Annotated in this window: 16 protein-coding genes and 1 pseudogene; 9 read left to right on the forward strand and 8 right to left on the reverse strand. The window is 70.6% G+C overall.

Annotated features, from left to right (window positions below; genetic code table 11):
• Positions 1 to 84: 84 nt before the first annotated feature.
• Both ACFYVL_RS00170 and ACFYVL_RS00175 read right to left on the reverse strand, forming a co-directional pair.
• A complete protein-coding gene (locus tag ACFYVL_RS00170; RefSeq protein WP_389240123.1) occupies positions 85 to 657 on the reverse strand; it encodes an NIPSNAP family protein in 573 nt (190 codons plus the stop codon).
• Between the two features lie 966 nt (positions 658 to 1,623).
• On the reverse strand, positions 1,624 to 2,073 hold the full coding sequence (locus tag ACFYVL_RS00175) for a DUF6415 family natural product biosynthesis protein (RefSeq protein ID WP_389240125.1): 450 nt from the start codon (positions 2,071 to 2,073) through the stop codon (positions 1,624 to 1,626).
• 949 nt (positions 2,074 to 3,022) lie between these two features.
• Between ACFYVL_RS00175 and ACFYVL_RS00180 the strand changes: the two genes are divergently transcribed.
• From ACFYVL_RS00180 to ACFYVL_RS00190, 3 genes are all read left to right on the forward strand, one after another.
• Positions 3,023 to 3,760, forward strand: coding sequence for an ANTAR domain-containing protein (locus tag ACFYVL_RS00180; RefSeq protein WP_389240126.1), 738 nt, complete (start codon positions 3,023 to 3,025; stop codon positions 3,758 to 3,760).
• 1 nt (position 3,761) lies between these two features.
• On the forward strand, positions 3,762 to 4,508 hold the full coding sequence (locus ACFYVL_RS00185; RefSeq protein ID WP_389240128.1) for a GAF domain-containing protein: 747 nt from the start codon (positions 3,762 to 3,764) through the stop codon (positions 4,506 to 4,508).
• Positions 4,509 to 5,347: 839 nt separating this feature from the next.
• Complete coding sequence (locus tag ACFYVL_RS00190; RefSeq protein ID WP_389241325.1) at positions 5,348 to 5,815, forward strand: hypothetical protein; 468 nt, start codon at positions 5,348 to 5,350, stop codon at positions 5,813 to 5,815.
• Between the two features lie 72 nt (positions 5,816 to 5,887).
• Here the strand turns inward: ACFYVL_RS00190 and ACFYVL_RS00195 are convergent.
• From ACFYVL_RS00195 to ACFYVL_RS00205, 3 genes and pseudogenes are all read right to left on the reverse strand, one after another.
• Positions 5,888 to 6,083 (reverse strand): annotated as a pseudogene (locus ACFYVL_RS00195) (IS701 family transposase); the annotation flags it as partial.
• Between the two features lie 427 nt (positions 6,084 to 6,510).
• Positions 6,511 to 7,065 (reverse strand): hypothetical protein, encoded by a 555-nt coding sequence (locus tag ACFYVL_RS00200; protein WP_389240131.1) that lies wholly within the window; start codon positions 7,063 to 7,065, stop codon positions 6,511 to 6,513.
• Positions 7,066 to 7,460: 395 nt separating this feature from the next.
• Entirely contained in the window at positions 7,461 to 8,108 is a 648-nt protein-coding gene (locus ACFYVL_RS00205) for a DUF6518 family protein (protein ID WP_389240132.1), read from the reverse strand.
• 225 nt (positions 8,109 to 8,333) lie between these two features.
• Here ACFYVL_RS00205 and ACFYVL_RS00210 point away from each other — a divergent pair, with 225 nt between their 5' ends.
• Complete coding sequence (locus ACFYVL_RS00210) at positions 8,334 to 8,477, forward strand: hypothetical protein (RefSeq protein ID WP_389240134.1); 144 nt, start codon at positions 8,334 to 8,336, stop codon at positions 8,475 to 8,477.
• A gap of 659 nt (positions 8,478 to 9,136) precedes the next feature.
• Here ACFYVL_RS00210 and ACFYVL_RS00215 read toward each other — a convergent pair.
• The 3 genes from ACFYVL_RS00215 to ACFYVL_RS00225 form a co-directional block, all read right to left on the reverse strand.
• Complete coding sequence (locus tag ACFYVL_RS00215; RefSeq protein WP_389240137.1) at positions 9,137 to 9,403, reverse strand: VWA domain-containing protein; 267 nt, start codon at positions 9,401 to 9,403, stop codon at positions 9,137 to 9,139.
• Positions 9,364 to 9,969 carry a dihydrofolate reductase family protein gene (locus ACFYVL_RS00220; RefSeq protein ID WP_389240138.1) on the reverse strand — a complete coding sequence of 202 codons (606 nt, stop codon included), beginning with the start codon at positions 9,967 to 9,969 and terminating at the stop codon, positions 9,364 to 9,366. The genes ACFYVL_RS00215 and ACFYVL_RS00220 overlap by 40 nt, the downstream gene beginning before the upstream one ends.
• Before the next feature lie 72 nt (positions 9,970 to 10,041).
• A complete protein-coding gene (locus ACFYVL_RS00225; protein ID WP_389240141.1) occupies positions 10,042 to 10,761 on the reverse strand; it encodes a DUF998 domain-containing protein in 720 nt (239 codons plus the stop codon).
• A 168-nt stretch (positions 10,762 to 10,929) separates the two neighbouring features.
• On the opposite strand from ACFYVL_RS00225, the gene ACFYVL_RS00230 reads away from it, so the two are divergent.
• The 5 genes from ACFYVL_RS00230 to ACFYVL_RS00250 all read left to right on the forward strand — a co-directional run bounded on the left by ACFYVL_RS00230 (position 10,930) and on the right by ACFYVL_RS00250 (position 17,459).
• On the forward strand, positions 10,930 to 11,259 hold the full coding sequence (locus ACFYVL_RS00230; protein ID WP_389240143.1) for a YciI family protein: 330 nt from the start codon (positions 10,930 to 10,932) through the stop codon (positions 11,257 to 11,259).
• Complete coding sequence (locus ACFYVL_RS00235; protein WP_389240145.1) at positions 11,256 to 13,337, forward strand: DUF6596 domain-containing protein; 2,082 nt, start codon at positions 11,256 to 11,258, stop codon at positions 13,335 to 13,337. Before ACFYVL_RS00230 ends, ACFYVL_RS00235 begins: the two co-directional genes overlap by 4 nt.
• Before the next feature lie 392 nt (positions 13,338 to 13,729).
• A complete protein-coding gene (locus tag ACFYVL_RS00240; RefSeq protein ID WP_389240146.1) occupies positions 13,730 to 15,415 on the forward strand; it encodes an acetolactate synthase large subunit in 1,686 nt (561 codons plus the stop codon).
• Positions 15,416 to 15,569: 154 nt separating this feature from the next.
• Positions 15,570 to 17,084, forward strand: a complete 1,515-nt coding sequence (locus tag ACFYVL_RS00245) for a glutamate synthase-related protein (protein WP_389240147.1) — start codon at positions 15,570 to 15,572, stop codon at positions 17,082 to 17,084.
• Between the two features lie 99 nt (positions 17,085 to 17,183).
• Entirely contained in the window at positions 17,184 to 17,459 is a 276-nt protein-coding gene (locus tag ACFYVL_RS00250) for a hypothetical protein (protein ID WP_389241326.1), read from the forward strand.
• The last annotated feature ends 39 nt before the right edge of the window (positions 17,460 to 17,498 follow it).

Here is a 17,498-nt window from a genome sequence, read left to right on the forward strand (position 1 = left end):
GCAGGAACAAAGACCTCGACAATCCTCATTGTTGCTGGTCAGAGGCACTTTTCGCTTACCGGGCCACCCGTCGGACAGCACGTTTCACGAGCGTGCACGGTGAGGAGTTCCGAGGCTTACGGGCTCCAATCGCAGCCGTCGGGTCGGCCAGGGTGCCGACTCGGCCTGGCCGAACCAGATCCGGACGTCTTCCCCGGTCCGGACAGGCAAGCGGGGAAAGTCGTTCTCAGCGTGCTCGGTACGGTGCAGCGCGTGTCCCGGGCCCAGGTACCGGGCGGCGTACGCGTTGAAATCGGCCGCGTCGGTGGGGTGGCAGACGGTCGCGAGTACCTCGCTCGTGCCCGGCTGCGGCGTGAAGCCCGGGCCGCGCAGCAGCAGGACGTCATCGCTGTCGATCATGGTGGCGTTGGCAGTGTCGCAGTGCTCCCGCCAGACCGGGCCGGTGTAGAACGCCTCCAGCGCGCGTCGGCGGTGCGCCATGTCGGGGAACGCGCGCAGCCAGACGAAGCGGTCCGGGTCGTCCAGGTCGCGGAACCGCCCGCCGACGGTGATGCCGACCGCCTGCTGACCGGTCACGAACTCGCGCTCGAACAGCTCGATCAGCGTCTCCCGGGCGCCGGGATGCAGGGTGTACTGCCGGAGTTCGACGATGCTCATACGGTGGCCCGCCCAGTGCGTGTGAGGTCCATGGTCCAGTTGTTGTCCATGCGCCGCAGGTTAGAGCCAGTCTGCTGACACCTACTGTCAGTGGATACTGAGCGACATGCGTGCGAGCCAGCTGGTCACCCTGCTTCTGCTGCGCCAGAACCGGGGCCGGATGACGGCCCGGTAGCCGGCGGAGGCACCAGACAACCGCACGCGTACAAGGACCCGATATGCCTCTTCACCTGAGGAGTGCAGCGTTCCTGACCCAGCCAAGACTCTGAACCAGTCCCATCGCGCCAGGTCAGGAGCACTCATCATTCGGTGATCACACCTCGGACAGCCACGCTCATGAAGGCGCGAGGTTAAGGGCTGTTCCGCCAGTGCGGCCGTGCCATGAGCCGAGACCAGCTCGACAGGGTCAGTAGCACAGCCGACGGAAGAGGATCGCTCGATGGCAACGTACGGCCAGCTGACCGAATGGGCCGGCCCTGCTCACGTCCCGGGGCCCGCTCTACCGTCTCACCGAGCAGGTGGACCCCGATGATCAGGACGAGCGGTCCTCGTTCGGCGTCGAGCCGGAGACCGGGGCGGTGCACTTCGTCACGCCGGACGGGGAGGCACGGTTCGCCAACTCGGGTGTCGGCGTGTGGCTCGACGTCCTTCACTGTCACGGCAGTCGCGTCACCACCTCAGAGCTTCTCAGCGAGCCGTGGCTACGAGGGCTTTCTCTGGCCAGGGCTCCTGGACCGCTGGCTCTACTGACCTCGGCAGGCAGCAGCTTAGGGGCGCCCTGCGTGGCATTGTCGACGAGTCGAACGACCCCGCCGGATCCCGGGGTTCTTCGCCGCCCCCGCCGACGGCGGACAGCAGGCGACTTCCACGCAGCAGCCCTCTGGCGCCTGTCCCACCGCACGCCCGGCAGACGGCTGCCCGAGAACCCGCATCCTGCCCCAACAACCAGTGGCCCCTGCCCCCCCCTCACCGCCGCTTGACGTTCAGCCGCCGTTCGAGGTCTCTGCTGCTTGACGCCGATGGAGGAGAGTCGGGCCAAAGGGCCGGTCCCAGCGCCAGGAGATGTTCGACGCTGTTGGCGAGTTCCCGCAGCCGGGCCGCAGCAGCGGCCAGGCCGCATGTCGGTGCGGCTTCCAGGGCGCGGCAGGCGGTGTCGTGCACGGCTCGTCGGCGGGCCCGTTCGCGGGTGCTGTCGTCCGTCGCGGTGAGGAGGGGTTGGGTTTCATGGACGAAGAGGGCCAGGTGGGAGTGGAGGAGGCTGGCGAGTAGTTCGGTGTCGTCGGGGCGGGGCAGCGGGCGGGAGCGCAGCGCGCGGTGGGCGCGTGCGACGGTGGAGGCCATGAGGGCGGTGTCGAGGGGGCAGGCGGGGGAGCTGTCCTGGGGTCCCACGGCGCAGTGGGGGGGGTGGTCGGACATGGGGTACCTCCGGCCAGTCACGCCGGGAGTGATTCCCAGTGGCTGAGTACGCGCGAAATGGCCCAGGCCATTGGCCACTTGCAAGGGCGGCACCTGCGTGACCGACCCACCCGCCACCGCCCCGTCCGTGTACGGCCGAGTCACCCGGGTGCTGCGCGATGCAGCATCTCCCGGGCTCAAGGGCCGCGGTCCCATACGTCCGAGCGCATCCGGCCTGGCCGGTGTCCTGAGCCGAAGAAGCAGACTTCCGCACAAGCCGGCCTATGGGCGGCCCGCCGCGCCGTGGTGCCGCGAGCCGCTGGCCGCTGGCCGCGCGTGCGTATCCGTCCTGCTGGGCGGGCTCCGCACGCGGTGTCTCCCTCAGGGAGAAAGCGGGAGGTTCACCCCTGTGGAGGCGGGGTTGGGGCCCGCGGTGTCGGCACCGCGGCCCCAGCCGGTCACACCCGGGCAGGGCACGGCGGGCCGCAGCACAGTCCGGGGCTCCCGGAGCATGCCGCTGTGGCGAGGGGAGCTACGCCTCAACTCCCCTTCCACGATGTCCAGTTACCGCGTCAACGCAGGGCCCTGCCCGGACTGCCGTCGGTGACCGCGAAGGGTGGGCTGCGTGAGCTGCCCGCGTACCCGGGGTGCACCGCGGGGGGGGGTGTTGTCTGCCGGTCGGCGGGCCCGGCGAATCGGGGTGGGGTGGGTGGCTGAACCCGGGTTCCAGCGCGGTGGTTTGGGGCTACGCTGGGGTGCGTACCGTGAGTTGCCTGGGCCGGGTGGATCCGGTCGCAGGGGCGGCTCGGATGGTTGTCCAGGATTTGAGGCGAGTGCCGGAGCGTTCCGTCAGCGGGCACGACGCGGCTGCCATCAGCCGTACTCCCATACGGTGGCCTCTTCGGGTGTGTCTGTGCGCCCGGCCCTGCCGGGCGTGTATCCGGGGGGGGCGACGGATCGGACCTCTGTGATGTCTTCCCTGCCACGCGATTTCCTGGTTGCCCGGGCCGTGCTCGAACTGGGTTCCCGCCCGGACGGGTTCGATGCGCTGGAGCTGCTGCACGATCTGACGGCGTACGCGGTACGTCTGGTGCGGGTGCGCTCGGCCGGGGTCACCGTCCTGGACGAGAACGGCGACGTCGACTACGTGACCGCGTCCGACGAGGTGTGCGCCCGTCTGGAGGAGGACCAGCTCGATCTGGACGAGGGCCCCTGCCTGGACGCCACCCGCAGCGGCAGCATCCTCCCACCGGTCACGCTGCATCCGGCGGGCCCCGCCTTTGCCCGCTGGCCCCGGTTCGCGCCGCGGGCGGCGGCCGCGGGTTTCACCAGTGTCGCCGCCGTGCCGCTGCGCACTCCCCGGCAGAGTCTGGGCGCGGTGAACCTGCTGCAGACCGGGCGTGCCACGATCTCCTTCGCGGACCTGCAGGTGGCCCAGCTGCTGGCCGACGCCGCCGGGACCAGGCTGCACCACCGCCGGAGCCTGCTGGAGAGGGACGAGGTCATCGCCCAGCTGACCGGTGCCCTGCAGTCGCGGATCGTGATCGAGCAGGCGAAAGGCATCCTGGCCGCCCGGCTCGGCACCGACGTGGAGGACGCCTTCGGGCGGCTGCGCGCACACGCCCGCACCCGGCAGCAGAAACTCACCCACCTCGCCCGCCAGATCACCCAGGGGCAGATCCCTGCCGATCTGGACAGGACCGGCTGACATGCCTCGCGGCATCCGGGACACCGGCCCAGGCGGTGTCCCGCCGGACGACGCCCTGGCCCGTCTGCTGGCCCGCGCGCACCGCGCGGTCCGTGCCGGAGAGGGACCGGCCCGTGCCCTGCCGCCCGGCACGGCCGGCCTGTTCGCCCTCGACACTCTCACGCTGAACGCCCTCACTCCCGACGGCCGGCCCGAACTGCTGTGGGCGGACCCGCCCCAGGGCCTGGGCATCGCTCTCGACACCCTGCAGTACACCGTCGGCGACGGCCCCACCCTGGAGGCCGCCCGGAGCGGACGGGCGGTGACCGAGCCGGACCTGGGCATGGCCGCCCCGGACCGCTGGCCCCTGTTCCTGCCCGCCACCGCCACCACCCGGGCGCGGGCGGTCGTGGCCCTCCCCCTGCAGGTCGGGGACACCACCGTCGCCGTCCTCACCGGCTACCGCACCACCCCCGGCCCGCTCACCCCCGCCCTGCACGACGCCCTGCACCAGCTGGCCCGGATCCTGCTGCGCGCACTGATCACCCACCTCACCGTCCCGGTCAACGGCACCGCGACCGACAGCGGCCTGCGCCTCTACCACGCCGAAATCCACCAGGCCACCGGCTACCTCGCCGCCCAGCTGGACATCCCCCTGGCCCAGGCCCTGCTGCGCCTGCGCGCACACGCCGCCGCCAACGGCCCGCTCACCGACCTCGCCCGCGCCTTCCTCACCCGCCGCCTGCCCCCCGACACCCTCCAGGACTGAACCAAGAACACAACGATCTGCGCCGCACCCCGGATGCCCGCACCGTCCGTACGCAACGACTCGGCCTGCTCGCGCGGCACCGAGCACCACCGGCCGGCAGACCCATGGGTCTGCCGGCCGGTGGTGCTCGGTGCCGCTTCAGGCGGGGCCCATGCGGGGGTGGCCACCCGGCTGCCCGCCCATTGCCGCGAGGATCGCCAGGAGCCGCTCACAGCTGCGGGTGAGGTCGCGCAGACGCAGGACGGCAGCACCCGGGGGCCGGTACCGGGCCCGGCCTCCAAGGTGTGGCCGGCGGCATCGTGGTCGGCCATGTGCTGGTCCCCGCGGGTGGTACCGCAGTCCATGGTCCGCAGACGCGGCAGAGTTCCGACAGGATCGTGTCCTCGCCGGAGGGGAAAAAACGGCCGGAGCGATAGGCGTGCACCTCAGGCACACCGGGGGCTCAACACCGCGCGTCCCGAGCCCGGCCGCGACACCCGGCCCGGCTGACTCTGCTACCCGTTCGCCCTCGGCTTTCACCGGGGCTCGGCGCCGGGTTTCAGCGGCCACCCGGCGCTCCGGGTTCAGCACACCAGCAAAAGTCTCAAGCCGCCTACGCCGGGCCATCACTGAAAACAGAACACCGAACCACTGAAAAACGAACACCGGGCATCGGTACGGGCAGCACACGCTCGCGGGGCCCTACTCCTGTGATCCGCGCGAAAGGGGAACCCCATGAGGGGTTTTCGCCTCTTCGCTCATGAACCCGGACAGCGACGTCGACGACACTTTCGCTCACTCTGCGTCAGCCGTCGCGCCGACCGTCAACCTGCTGCCGGGACCCGACAGGAAGAGTCGAGATGAGACGGGACGCACTCAAGGGTTCGTCGGCCCGCCGGCCCGGTGCCGCCCTGGCCGTGGACGCCGCCGTGGTGCTGCTCGCGGGCGGCGTCAGCGCGTGGATCGCCGTGATCGGCGACGGCGACGGGCTGCAGGTCACCGGCTGGCACAGACTGGCCTCCGGATACCTCCCCTACGCGGTGATCGTCGCCGTACTGGGTGCCACCGCTCCTCGCGCGTGGAGCGCGGTAGTGCGCACGGCCGGCTCGCAGCTCCTCATGGTGTGGGGCTACTACACCTGGGGGCCCATGATCACCTTCGAGAGGACCCCCACCCAGGCCACCCACTACGCACAGCAGTGGGCCCTCCTGGCCCTCACGGCCGTCCCGCTGGCAGGCCTGGCCTCCTATGCGGCCACATGGCTCCTCCGCCGATGGACGACGACCGTACGCCCCCTCACCGGCACGGAGCCCGCGCGTACCCCGTAGACACCAGGGAGAGCAGTGCAGAACCTCGCTGGCCGGGGTCGGGCGGTGGTCGGTGAGGTGGGTGATCAGGCGTCGGCTGCCCGCGATGCGGACCAGCTTGCCCAGCGTCGTGACGGCGGGGCAACGGGCAGCGGGCGATTTAGCAGAGGGTTTCCTCGGGCCGGCCGACGCTGCGGCGGGCAAGCACCCCGTGCCGGCGGTCCTCGCGTTGCCAGGTCCTCACCTCGGCGCGGACCCGGTCGAAGACCCGCCGACCGTGAGCTCCCACGGGCGGAGGGGATCGCCTCCAGTACGGTCCCAAGGTGAACAGCGCGAAGATGCCCAGCCGGCCGCCCGTTTCGCTCCGGTGCTTGGGCACTGTGATCAGCTCCCCCGCCTGTCACTGCAGCATCTTGTGCACCAAACGAACCCGCGTGACCGTACGTTCCCGCCCCGGCGGACGGCACCCCCGGAACACGAGGTACACCCTTTCGAGCGGCTCCGTGCCCGGGGGTGCGCGGAGCCGCTCGGCTTCATTGCGCAGGCGTCCCAGGCCGGCATCGCCCCGCGCGCGGCTGGCCCTCCTGCGCGGGGCCTCCCGTGAACAAGGCAGCATGGACTCCGCTTCCTCTCGCGCGGCCTCGCCGCAGTGGCGGAGACGGTCCGTGACCGGGTGCCGGGCCGCCTCCGGCCAGTGCCGCCCCCACCGGTCTTCTCTACGACCTGTTCCTCCTCCGGGCCCCCGGCCGGCGGCGCCGGTAGTACGCATACGTGAGCACCAGGAGCAGCGGCCCCCACAGGTTCAGCAGCCCGCTCATCACCATCGCGAGAATGTCCCAGCCCTCGTCGTACGGCCAGGCCGCCGTGCCGACGGCAACAGCCTCGTACAGCCAGTGGATGCCGAGTCCGGTGAAGACGAGGCCGCCCAGGGTTGCCGGGACGATCGCGGCGGCCGGCGGGACGCGCCGCCCGCCCAGCCCCGGCACCCAGTGCGGAACGACCTCGCCCCAGCGGCGGACCAGTCCGAAGCTGAGCAGCGCGAGGATCTCGGTGAGGAGCGTCAGCCCGAAGACGTAAGGCGCGTTGTACCAGGCAGGGGACAGGGGCTCTCCGCCCATTCCGTACCCGAAGGCGAAGGGCAGCCGCCAGATACCGACGGGCAGCGCCACGAGCGGGATGGCGTGCGCGACGCGCTCCGCCCAGGCGGGCACACCGGGCCGTGCCGGGCCCGCCGTATCGGTTTCCAGGTGGACGTGCCATGTCGTCGTCATGCCTTCACCCTGCCGTGAGCGACTGCGGCACAGATCAACTGGCAGGAGGGCCTTGCCACGCCCGCCTCCACCACACGGCGGAGCAAGGTCAGCCTCCAAGACGACATGGACGCAGTGCTGCGGCGCGGCCTGAGGTTCCGGCAAACCCGCCTACCGTGCCGCCCACTGGGGTGGTCAACGAAGAGCCGATCGCCCACGGAACCGAGGTCTCTGACCGGCCTCCGATGAAAGCGCCCGGACCTCGCTGGGGCAGCCCAGAAGGGCCCCGAGGACCGGACCTCTGCTCCCACCAGGTCTCGACCGGCCTGCGGTCGACCGCTGCGGCCGTGACCCGCGCGCCGCTGGAGTCGATCACCGGGGCAATGACCCCAGAGCTCCGACTCCGTTCGGCCCTCTCAGCCGAGGAGTGGCACCAGGATCAACTGGTAGACAACGAGGTAGGCCAGGAGCGAGAAGGGGACGGCGGTCAGGAGGGTCAGCGCGCGTTCCTTGTGGGTGCGGCTCATGAGGAGCGGCACGAGCACCAGCACGGTGAAGCAGCTCCATGCCTCGGTGGGGTACTGCAGACCCCAGGCGTAGTGGATGCCTTCCATGCCGAACACCCCGGCCAGGGCGGCGAGGCCGATGACGCGGCGGCGCGGGCTGGTGCCCCGCCACCAGGCGCCTGCGACTCCGAAGAGGGGGCCTGCGACGCATGCCATGCCGACCCAGACGAGGGGGGCGAACAGCGAGCCCATGCCGTCGCGGCCGACCTCCGCGTAACCGTAGTAGCCGACGACAAGGCCGGACTCGGCGAGCAGGCCCGCAACGGCGGCCGCGGGCAGGCCGACCTTCCGGGCCAGCAGCGCGCCCGCACCAAACGCGGCGACCGACCAGACCGCACCGGAATTGGCGATCTGATTCGCCGCACCCGGAAGCCAGCCCTGGGCCAGATTCGTCAGAATGCCGAGCAGGACCCCTCCGGCCAGGGCCGACAACATCGCATAGGCCCAGGCTCTCCGGCCCGTACGGGGCACGGCAACGATGGCAGGGGACGCGCTCATGGTGGTGCTCACTTCTCGATCCGGGACTGCACGGCTCACACCTCTTGGTGCAGTTGTTAAGGATGCGCAGCAGCCACGGCCCCGTTCCACACCGCTGAGCTCAGAATCGGCACTCCTGCCCGAGAGACTGGCACGAAGCAGTCACGTGACCGGCGTCATGGGGCCGGAGCGCAGGCAGGTTGCCCGCGCTCCGCAGCTGATGGGCAGCGGCACAGCATCGCGGGCATGGGCATGCGGCAGGAGGCCGAAGAGCGGACGAAGGAAGCCGAGTGGCAGATCCGCGAGCGCACATGGGTCCCGTCGGCCAGTGACCAGTCCGTCGCGGCGAGGGTGGCCGCAGACCTGCGCGCCGTCGTGGGCGCCCCGTAGTCTCCGCAGGAACTGTTCGCGGTCACCCGGCTTGGACACCTGCGGGAAGCACTTGCTGCCGTGGTCACCGCCCTCGCCCATGTACACGGGCCCATGGCCTGGTTCCTTGGTGCAGCTGCCGCCGCTCTCACGCCCATCCTTCACTGGCGTGTCATGCCCGCCCGGCACGGTCACACGGTACGCGCTGGCGGCGCGGTGGAACGGGGAACTCCCCAACCGGTGGCGAGGCGACGTCACTGCTACATGGGGCGTTGACCGGCATCCTTTGCCGGGCATCACGGGACGGCGGGCCGCTTCTCTCCTTCGAGTGGCTGTAGCCCCCGGGAGCGCCCGGCCTGGCCGCCCCCCACCCCTCTCTCTTCCGTGGGTGGGAGGGCAGGACGGGGCGAGCTGGGGTTGTCCGGGTTTTCAGACGCGCTGACCAGGAGGACTGACCTGCGAGAACAGTGGGAGAGGCCGGGAACTTTTCGTAGGGGACCGCATAGGGGACTTGGCGCATAGGGGACTTGGCCCCTCTCCCCCGGCAGCCCCGAACGCGGGGCCGGAGCGCGGACGGGCGCCGCGGTCCTCGTCCTGGCGCTGGGTGTTCCGCCCGGCGCACCGGGGTGCTCCGGCGCCGCCGTCAGATGAGGTAGGTCGGACGCCGCGTCCGCTGCGTGTCAGAAGTTCGAGATGACGTTGGTGAGAACGTTGGGGATGGTGTTGGGGTCGCTGGCGCGGTAGGCGCGGGCGTGGGTGGCTTCGGCGATCTGCTTCAGCTCCGTGGCGCCGACGTCGGTTCCGTAGGCGATGGCGAAGACGCGGACGGGCGGTGTGTCCCGGTCGCCGATGATCCTCTTGAGCTCTTCGAGTTCGGGTCCCCCCTTGGTCTCGTTCCTTCCGTCGGTCAGGACGACGACTGCGTTGATGGCGTCCGGTAGGTGCACACGTGCACGCCCGTGCTGCTGACCACGGTCGAGATCAGCTCGAGCGTGCGCAGCGCGCCGTCGGCCGGGTAGATCGTCTTTCCGCCGCCGAGCAGCACCGGCATGATCATGAGGCGCAGTTCGTCGACCAGGCCTTCGGTCAGGAGGGTGCGGGCGAGCGAAAGGCTGCCCATCACCACCAGGTCCCGGCCCTCGGTGTCACGCAGCTTTCGGATCTGGTCGAGTGCCTGGTCGCCGGGTATGCGGGTGGTGTTGTTCCACGTCAGGTCGGCTTCACCCAGGGTGCTGGAGACGACGTACTTGGCTACCGAGTTCATGTGGTCGGCGAAGGGGTCACCGGCCCGCTCGGGCCACGCCGCGGCCATGGTCTGCCACGTGCGGCGCCCGAAGAGCAGGCCGTCGGTGTCGGCTGCCCACTCGGCGAGGGCACCGCCCATCACCTGCGGGTCGAAGAACGGGTGCGTCCAGCCGCCGTGGGCGAACCCTCCGTCAACGTCCTCGTCAGGGCCGCCCGGGGCCTGCATGACGCCGTCCAGGCTGACGAATTCACCCATCACAATGCGCATCGCGCTGTCTCTCTTCCTCGTGGGTTGCTGGTCATTCGGTTCTGGGTCGCGGGGACTTTTTGGTGATGGCCCTCAGGCAGTACGCCGGTAGTGCACGGCCACGTACGCGAGCAGCGTGAACATGACGGTCGTGCCGATGGCCATGGTCAGCGCGCCCGCCCTGCCGCCGCCCATCGACCACGCGTCGCCGGCCAGCATCACCGTGGCGGCGACGCGGGAGACCACCGCGAGCCGCCGGTTCCCCAGCCGGGAGAAGTGCCGGCCGAGCAGGTAGCCCGCGGCGATCAGCGAGGCGAAGGTGATCGACCCGGCGGCCATGTGTCCGTACGCGTGCCAGCTCATCGACTGCGGGATGCCCGCCGGCGTGCCCACCGGGAAGGCGTCCGCCGGGTCCATCGTCAGCAGCCCGGCGGCGACCATGCCGACCCCGACCACCCGGACCAGCCGCGGCACCGCGACACCACCGGCCGTCCCCCGCATGACCCGGCGCAGTCCGGCCGCACCCACCGTGGCCAGGATCCCGGCGATCACGAAGTTGGTGATCTGCAGCCAGCCGAGCGATCCGGTGGCCAGTTGGCTGAGCGCGTGCCGGGTCGGCTCGAACCCCTCACGGGTGAGTGCCTGGGCGACCGAAACGGCCACCCACAGCGGGCCGGCGACGGCAGCGCAGGCGAGCAGCCGTCGGGTGCCGACCGAGCCGCGCGGGGCAGCGGGGCGTGCCTGGCCGGCGGCGGCTGCCGGTGTGGCGGTGGTGGTGGCTGTGGCGTGCGAGAGGTGGGTGCTGGTGGTCACGACGGGCTCCTTCGAAGGGGACGGGCCTCGGACTTCTTCCGTGGGGCTCGCAGCAACGTCGATCCGCTGATACAACAGGGAACCAGCTAATTCCCTGTCACATCGTCGGTACGACGTGTCAGTACGCCCCGGCGATCCGGCCGGGCGGGACGAGACCGGAGAGACACCATGCGCTACCTGATGACGACCAAGGCCTCGGAGACGGCGAAGGTCCCCGACGAGAAGCTCTTCGCCGAGATGGGCGCCTTCATCGAGGAGCTGAGCGCCGCAGGTGCGCTGCTGGCCACCGGCGGGCTCGAACCGGGCGGTGTCCGGCTGGTCTCCGAGGGCGACGACATCACCGTCATGGACGGCCCGTTCGCCGAGGCCAAGGAGGCCGTCGTCGGCTTCGCCCTCATCGAGGTCCGCTCCAAGGAGGAGGCGGTGGAACTGGGCCGCCGGTTCCGGAAGATCGTCGGTGACGGCGAGAGCGTGATCCAGCAGGTCTTCGGTCCGTGACGGACGTCCACCGCACGGTCGACGCGATCTGGAAGATGGAGTCGGCCCCAATCGTCGCCGCGCTCACCCGCATGGTGCGCGACGTCGGCGTGGCCGAGGAGCTGGCGCAGGACGCGCTGGTCGCGGCGCTGGAGCGGTGGCCCGAGTCGGGCATCCCGGAAAATCCGGGTGCCTGGCTCACCGCCGTCGCCAAGCGCCGCGCCGTCGACCACATCCGCCGGGACCGGCGCTTGGCCGAGCACGGCGAGACGCTCGCGCACGAACTGGCCGAGCGCCAGCGGCTCGACGGTGATGGCGACGGCGGCGTCGACCACGGTCTTGTGTCCGCCGATCCCGCCTCCGAACAGGACGACGTGCTACGGCTGATGTTCGTCTCCTGCCACTCGGTCCTGTCGACCGAGGCACGCGTCGCCCTGACCCTGCGGCTGCTCGGCGGACTCACCGCGTCCGAGATCGCCCGCGCGTTCCTCACCGCCGAGCCGCTGATCGCCCGCCGCATCGCCACGGCGAAGCGCACACTCGCCGAGGAGCGGGTGCCGTTCGAACTCCCGGACACCGCCGAGCTGGCCGAACGCCTCGCCTCCGTCCTGGAGGTCGTCTACCTGATCTTCAACGAGGGCTACTCGGCGACCTCGGGCGACGACCTGATGCGGCCCGCCCTGTGCCTGGAGGCGCTGCGGCTGGGTCGCCTGCTCGCCCGGTCGGTACCCGACGAGGCGGAAGTACACGGCCTGGTGGCGCTCATGGAGGTCCAGGCCTCCCGCACGGCGGCCCGCACCGGCCCCGACGGCGAACCGGTTCCGTTGCACCTGCAGAACCGGGGACGCTGGGACCCCTTGCTCATCCGTCGCGGCTTCGCGGCGATGCTGCGGGCTCGCGCGGCCGGTACGCCCGGCCGGCCAGGCCCCTACGTACTGCAGGCCGCGATCGCCGTCTGCCACGCCCAGGCACGCACCGCCGAGGAGACCGACTGGGTACGGATCTGCGGACTGTACGCCGCCCTCGCCCGCCTCCTGCCGACCGCCGTGGTGCGGCTCAACCAGGCGGTCGCGGTGGGCATGGCGGACGGCCCCGCAGCAGGCCTCGCCCTCGTCGACGCGCTCGCCCCTGACCCCGCGCTCCGCGACTACCACCTGCTCCCCGGCGTGCGCGGCGACCTGCTGCTGCGCCTGGGGCGCGGCGAGGAAGCACGCCGCGAGTTCGAGCGCGCGGCGCTGCTGACCAGGAACGCCGCCGAACGCGTATACCTGACGCGTCGTGCCGAGGCGATCCCGGTCGGGGACGCGTCCACGCCGACGTTCGGAGAGGCCGTCGACGCGTTCCTGGCCCAGGACCGGCTCGCACCGGCGACGGCCCGCTCCTACGGACAGACCTTGTGGCGGCTGCGGCTGGCTCTGGGGGTGGGGATGCCGCTCACCTCACTGACGGCCAATCAGATCTCTGGTGCCTTCCGCCTCTCGTGGGGCGGCGTGGCAGCGTCCACCTGGAACCGGCACCGAGCCGCCGTACGGGCGTTCGGGGCATGGGCGCACACCCCGGCCCTCGACACGGCCATCCCCCAGCGGGTACCCCGGCGCCACCGCGCACCGGCGCCCGCACCCACCCCGCTCCCGCCGGGAACTGCGTGGCCGGGAGAGGTGGAAGCCCCGTTGCGCGAGCGCACCTTGTGGACGCTGCTGCACGAGTCCGGTTCCACCGTGACGGCCCTGCTGGCCCTGAACGTCCAGGACCTCGACCTGCCGGAGCGACGAGCCTGCCGCACGGACCGGCGGTCGGACCGGCGTGACGCGTGGATCACCTGGCGATCGAAAACGGCCGCGCTGCTGTCCGAACTCCTCGACGGCCGGACCCAGGGCCCGGTATTCCTCACCGACCGACGCCCGGGTCCGGCGCGTGCGGGCATTCTGGGCGCGTCCGACATCTGCCCGCAGACCGGCCGAGGGCGCCTGTCCTACGAGCGCGCCGAGTTCCTGTGCAAATCGGCGACCGGCCTCGCGCTGCGCCAACTGCGGGACTGGGACGGGGCAAGGGACCAGGACGGGGACAGAAACGGGGAAGGCACCGAACCCTCGTCTTGATCTTCATCTCGGACGACGGCCTCCCGACATCGGCCATCACATCGGCCACCGTCTCCCGGGCGATCCTCAACCGCTCTGGCAACTCCCGTGGGTGCCGCTGGCCGTCTCCCACTCGACGCGTCCAGGTCGAGGCCGCCGTGCCCTTGTACGGCTGGCCGAGCGGGCGCGCCAGCCGTGCGTAGCGGTGTCCCCGGTCTGGGGACGCTGTTTGCCGTAGGGCGCGCTGTACGGGATGCCGGGGCAGGTGGCGCCGAAGGCCCGGACGGCGCACTCCCGGTCCAACTGAGCTTCTCGTAGCCCCGGTCCGCAGGCGTCCGGGCGGCCGGCCGGGGTAGACGGCTGACCGGCCCGCCCATCGGCGCGGCCAAAACCCAGGAGAGGACACGATCAGCGTGAGCGACGCCGAGCACCGGAAGCAGACCCCCGACGGAGCGGCCGAACTCCTGGTTCGCTGCCTGGAGAACGAGGGCGTCGAGGTGGTGTTCGGCGTACCCGGCGAGGAGAACATCCGTTTCACCAACGCCCTCGCCCGCTCGGAGAAGATCCGCTACATCCTCACCCGGCACGAGCAGGCCGCGTCCTTCATGGCGGAGATGCACGGCCGGCTCACCGGCTCGGCGGGTGTGATGTCCGCGACGCTGGGGCCCGGCGCGATCAACCTGATGCTGGGCGTCGCCGACGCCATGACGAACAGCACGCCCGTCGTCGCGATCACCGCGCAGGTCGGCAAGGAGCGCAACTACAAGGAGTCCCACCAGTTCGTGGACCTGGTGAGCATGTTCGCCCCGGTCACGAAGTGGTCGGCGGAGGTCCCGGCCACCCGGGCCATCCCCGAGATGGTGCGGCGCGCGTTCAAGACCGCGCAGTCCGAGCGGCCCGGCGCCGTCTACCTCGCCGTGCCCGAGGACGTCGACGCGGCGACGGACGGCTCTGACCTGCGCCCGCTGCGCAGGAACGTCGTACAGCCCGAAGCCCCGTCCCCGAAGCAGATCAAGCGGGCGGCGGAGCTGCTGCGTGAGGCCCGCCGACCGGTGATCCTCGCCGGACACGGCGCGGCGCGCGGCGGCGCCGAGGAGTCGCTGGCGGCGTTCGCCACCGCACTCGACGTGTCGGCGGCGACCACCTTCCACGGCAAGGGCGTCCTGTCCGACGACCACCCGTGCGCGACCGGCACGTTCGGCTTCATGCGGCGCGACTACACCAACTTCGGGTTCGAGGAGGCCGACGTCGTCATCGCAGTCGGCTACGAGCTGCAGGAGTTCGACCCGTCCCGGATCAACCCGGACGGTGACAAGAAGATCGTCCACATCCACCGTTTCCCGGCTGAGGTGGACGACAGCTACTCGGTCGACGTCGGCATCATCGGCGACATCTCCGCCTCCCTCGACGCCCTCGCCACCGAACTCGACGGCCTGCGCTGGAGCATCGACGACGAGGACACCGCGGCCACCCGCGCGCTGCTGGCCAAGGAACTCAAGCAGGGCGCCGCGGACGAGCGCTACCCGCTCGCCCCGCAGCGCGTCATCGCCGACACCCGCGCCGCGCTCGGTCGCGACGACATCGTGCTGGTCGACACCGGCGCGCTGAAGATGTGGATGGCCCGGCTCTACCCGACGTACGCGCCGAACACCTGCCTCATCTCCAACGGCTTGTCCACCATGGGCTTCTCGCTGCCCGGCGCGCTCGCGGTCCAGCTCGCCAGGCCGCAGACGAAGGTACTGGCGGCGGTCGGCGACGGCTCGTTCCTCATGCACTCCCAGGAGATCGAGACGGCGGTCCGCGAGAACATTCCGCTGACCGTTCTGATCTGGGAGGACAACGGCTACGGGCTCATCAAGTGGAAGATGGAACTGGAGGTCGGGGAAAACTCCAACACCGACTTCGGCAACCCGGACATCGTCCAGTACGCCCGCAGTTTTGGCGCGAAGGGCTACCACATCGAGTCTGCCGGGGACCTGCTGCCGACGCTCCGTGAGGCACTGGCGGACCCGGGCGTGTCGATCATCAACTGCCCGGTGGACTACGCCGAGAACATGAACCTCATCAAGCACCTCGGGCACCTCGACTCGGCGCTCTGACCCGCCCGCGGCGCGGCCCGACCCCCGTACGGGCCGCCCGACGTCCCTCCCGCAGGGACGGTGCCCTCGGGTCTGAGGCATCGCGTGGCATTTCCGCGGCGCGGGGTAGACGGTCACCGTGAGGTTCGGCCAGTCGAGGAGAGGAACGTCTGCGATGCGTGCTCGGAGCATAGGTGCGGCAGCCGCCACGGGGTTGGCGCTGGTGGCCGCCCGCGACCTCGTGCAGAAGAAGCACGCGCTGCTGAGGAACTTCCCCCTGGTGGGACACGCCAGGTATGTACTGGAGGCGATCGGCCCCGAGCTGCGGCAGTACATCGTGACATCCAACGACGAGGAGCGTCCCTTCAGCCGTGACCAGCGCAGCTGGATCTACGCGTCGGCGAAGGGGGAGAACAACTACTTCGGGTTCGGCACCGACAACGACATCGAGCACGAGCAGGGTCATGCATACGTGAAGCAGCGTACGTTCGCCGGTGCGCTGCCCGATCTGAGCGACCCGCAGGCGGCGTTGCCCTCTGCCAAGGTGCTCGGCGGGCCTCGCGGCCGCGCGAAGGCGTTCCGCCCGGCGAGCGTCATCAACCTTTCGGCGATGAGCTTCGGCTCGCTGTCCGGAGCGGCCGTCACGGCGCTCAACAAGGGCGCGGCGCTGGCCGGGACGATGCAGAACACCGGCGAGGGCGGCCTGTCGCCCTACCACCTCAACGGCGCGGACCTCGTTCTGCAGCTCGGTACGTCGTACTTCGGCTGCCGCAACGAGGACGGGACGTTCAACCTCGACAAGCTCAAGTCCACGGTCGCGGGCGCGCCCGTCAAGGCGATCGAGATCAAGCTCTCGCAGGGCGCGAAGCCGGGGCTCGGCGGCATGCTGCCGGGCGCGAAGGTCACAGACGAGATTGCCGGGATCCGCGACATTCCTGCGGGCGAGGACTGCGCTTCACCGTCGCGGCACACCGCGTTCCACGACGTGAACTCGATGCTCGACTTCGTGGAACTGTTGGCCACGGAGACCGGATTGCCGGTCGGGATCAAGAGCGCCATCGGGGAGATGGACTTCTGGGAAGAACTCGCCACGCTGATGGAGCGGGGTGAGCGAGGGGTCGACTTCGTGACCGTCGACGGTGGCGAGGGCGGCACCGGGGCGGCTCCCCTGATCTTCGCCGACTCGGTGTCCCTGCCGTTCCGCGTGGGCTTCTCCCGCGTCTACGGCGTGTTCGCCGAGCGGGGCCTGACCGACGACATCACCTTCATCGGCTCCGGCAAGCTCGGCCTGCCCGAGAACGCCGTCGTCGCGTTCGCCCTCGGCGTCGACATGATCAACGTGGGCCGTGAGGCGATGCTGTCCATCGGCTGCATCCAGGCCCAGAAGTGCCACACCGACAAGTGCCCCACCGGCATCGCCACCCAGAACCCGTGGCTGGCGCGCGGCATCGACGCGCCCTCGAAGAGCATCCGGGCCGCGACGTATCTGCGCACCCTGCGCAGGGATTTGCTGAAGGTCTCGGGCGCCGTCGGTGTCCCCCACCCGTCGCTCATCACCCCCACCGACATAGACATCCTGAACGGCGACTACGACGCCCGCACCCTGGGGAGTGTGTACGGCTACAAGGACGGCTGGGGCTCGCTCGGGCCGGAGCTGGCCCATGAGATCGCCGAACTGCTCACCACCTGAGCTAGTAGCGTCGCACGCTGTCGCCACTGGCTGGAAGCGAGCCGTGCGCCAAACGTGGGTTGTGCCGCTCGCGGAGGCACGGGACAGCGATGCCTCTGAGTGGACTACACCCCGACCAACAGCTCCTGGCTCAACCGGATCGAGGCGCAGTTCACCGCCTTGCGCTACTTCGCCCTCGACGGCACCGACTGCCCCGCCCGCAAGACCCAGGACTGCATGATCCGCCGCTATCGGGCGCGTGGTGGGTATGACGCCCTGCCTTCGTCGTCAGCAGCGCTTGGGCTCGGCGGTCGCCGAGCAGCGTCGTTCCGACCTCGCGAGAAGCGCTTCGCCATGCGGTCCATGCTCAACGCGCCTGGCTGGATCTGGCGTTGAACCCAGCTGCGGTGAGTGGCGTCGGCGCGTGTACGCACT

The sequence above is a fragment of the Streptomyces sp. NPDC004111 genome, assembly GCF_042874215.1.
Lineage (GTDB): Bacteria > Actinomycetota > Actinomycetes > Streptomycetales > Streptomycetaceae > Streptomyces.

Bases quoted from the DNA above. Each gene is read 5' to 3' on its own strand.
- ACFYVL_RS00200 (WP_389240131.1), bottom strand. From the start codon at position 7,065: ATGACGACGACATGGCACGTCCACCTGGAAACCGATACGGCGGGCCCG.
- ACFYVL_RS00180 (WP_389240126.1), top strand. From the start codon at position 3,023: ATGTCTTCCCTGCCACGCGATTTCCTGGTTGCCCGGGCCGTGCTCGAA.
- ACFYVL_RS00190 (WP_389241325.1), top strand. From the start codon at position 5,348: ATGAGACGGGACGCACTCAAGGGTTCGTCGGCCCGCCGGCCCGGTGCC.
- ACFYVL_RS00210 (WP_389240134.1), top strand. From the start codon at position 8,334: ATGGGCATGCGGCAGGAGGCCGAAGAGCGGACGAAGGAAGCCGAGTGG.
- ACFYVL_RS00245 (WP_389240147.1), top strand. From the start codon at position 15,570: ATGCGTGCTCGGAGCATAGGTGCGGCAGCCGCCACGGGGTTGGCGCTG.
- ACFYVL_RS00185 (WP_389240128.1), top strand. From the start codon at position 3,762: ATGCCTCGCGGCATCCGGGACACCGGCCCAGGCGGTGTCCCGCCGGAC.
- ACFYVL_RS00170 (WP_389240123.1), bottom strand. From the start codon at position 657: ATGAGCATCGTCGAACTCCGGCAGTACACCCTGCATCCCGGCGCCCGG.
- ACFYVL_RS00175 (WP_389240125.1), bottom strand. From the start codon at position 2,073: ATGTCCGACCACCCCCCCCACTGCGCCGTGGGACCCCAGGACAGCTCC.
- ACFYVL_RS00230 (WP_389240143.1), top strand. From the start codon at position 10,930: ATGCGCTACCTGATGACGACCAAGGCCTCGGAGACGGCGAAGGTCCCC.
- ACFYVL_RS00205 (WP_389240132.1), bottom strand. From the start codon at position 8,108: ATGAGCGCGTCCCCTGCCATCGTTGCCGTGCCCCGTACGGGCCGGAGA.
- ACFYVL_RS00220 (WP_389240138.1), bottom strand. From the start codon at position 9,969: ATGCGCATTGTGATGGGTGAATTCGTCAGCCTGGACGGCGTCATGCAG.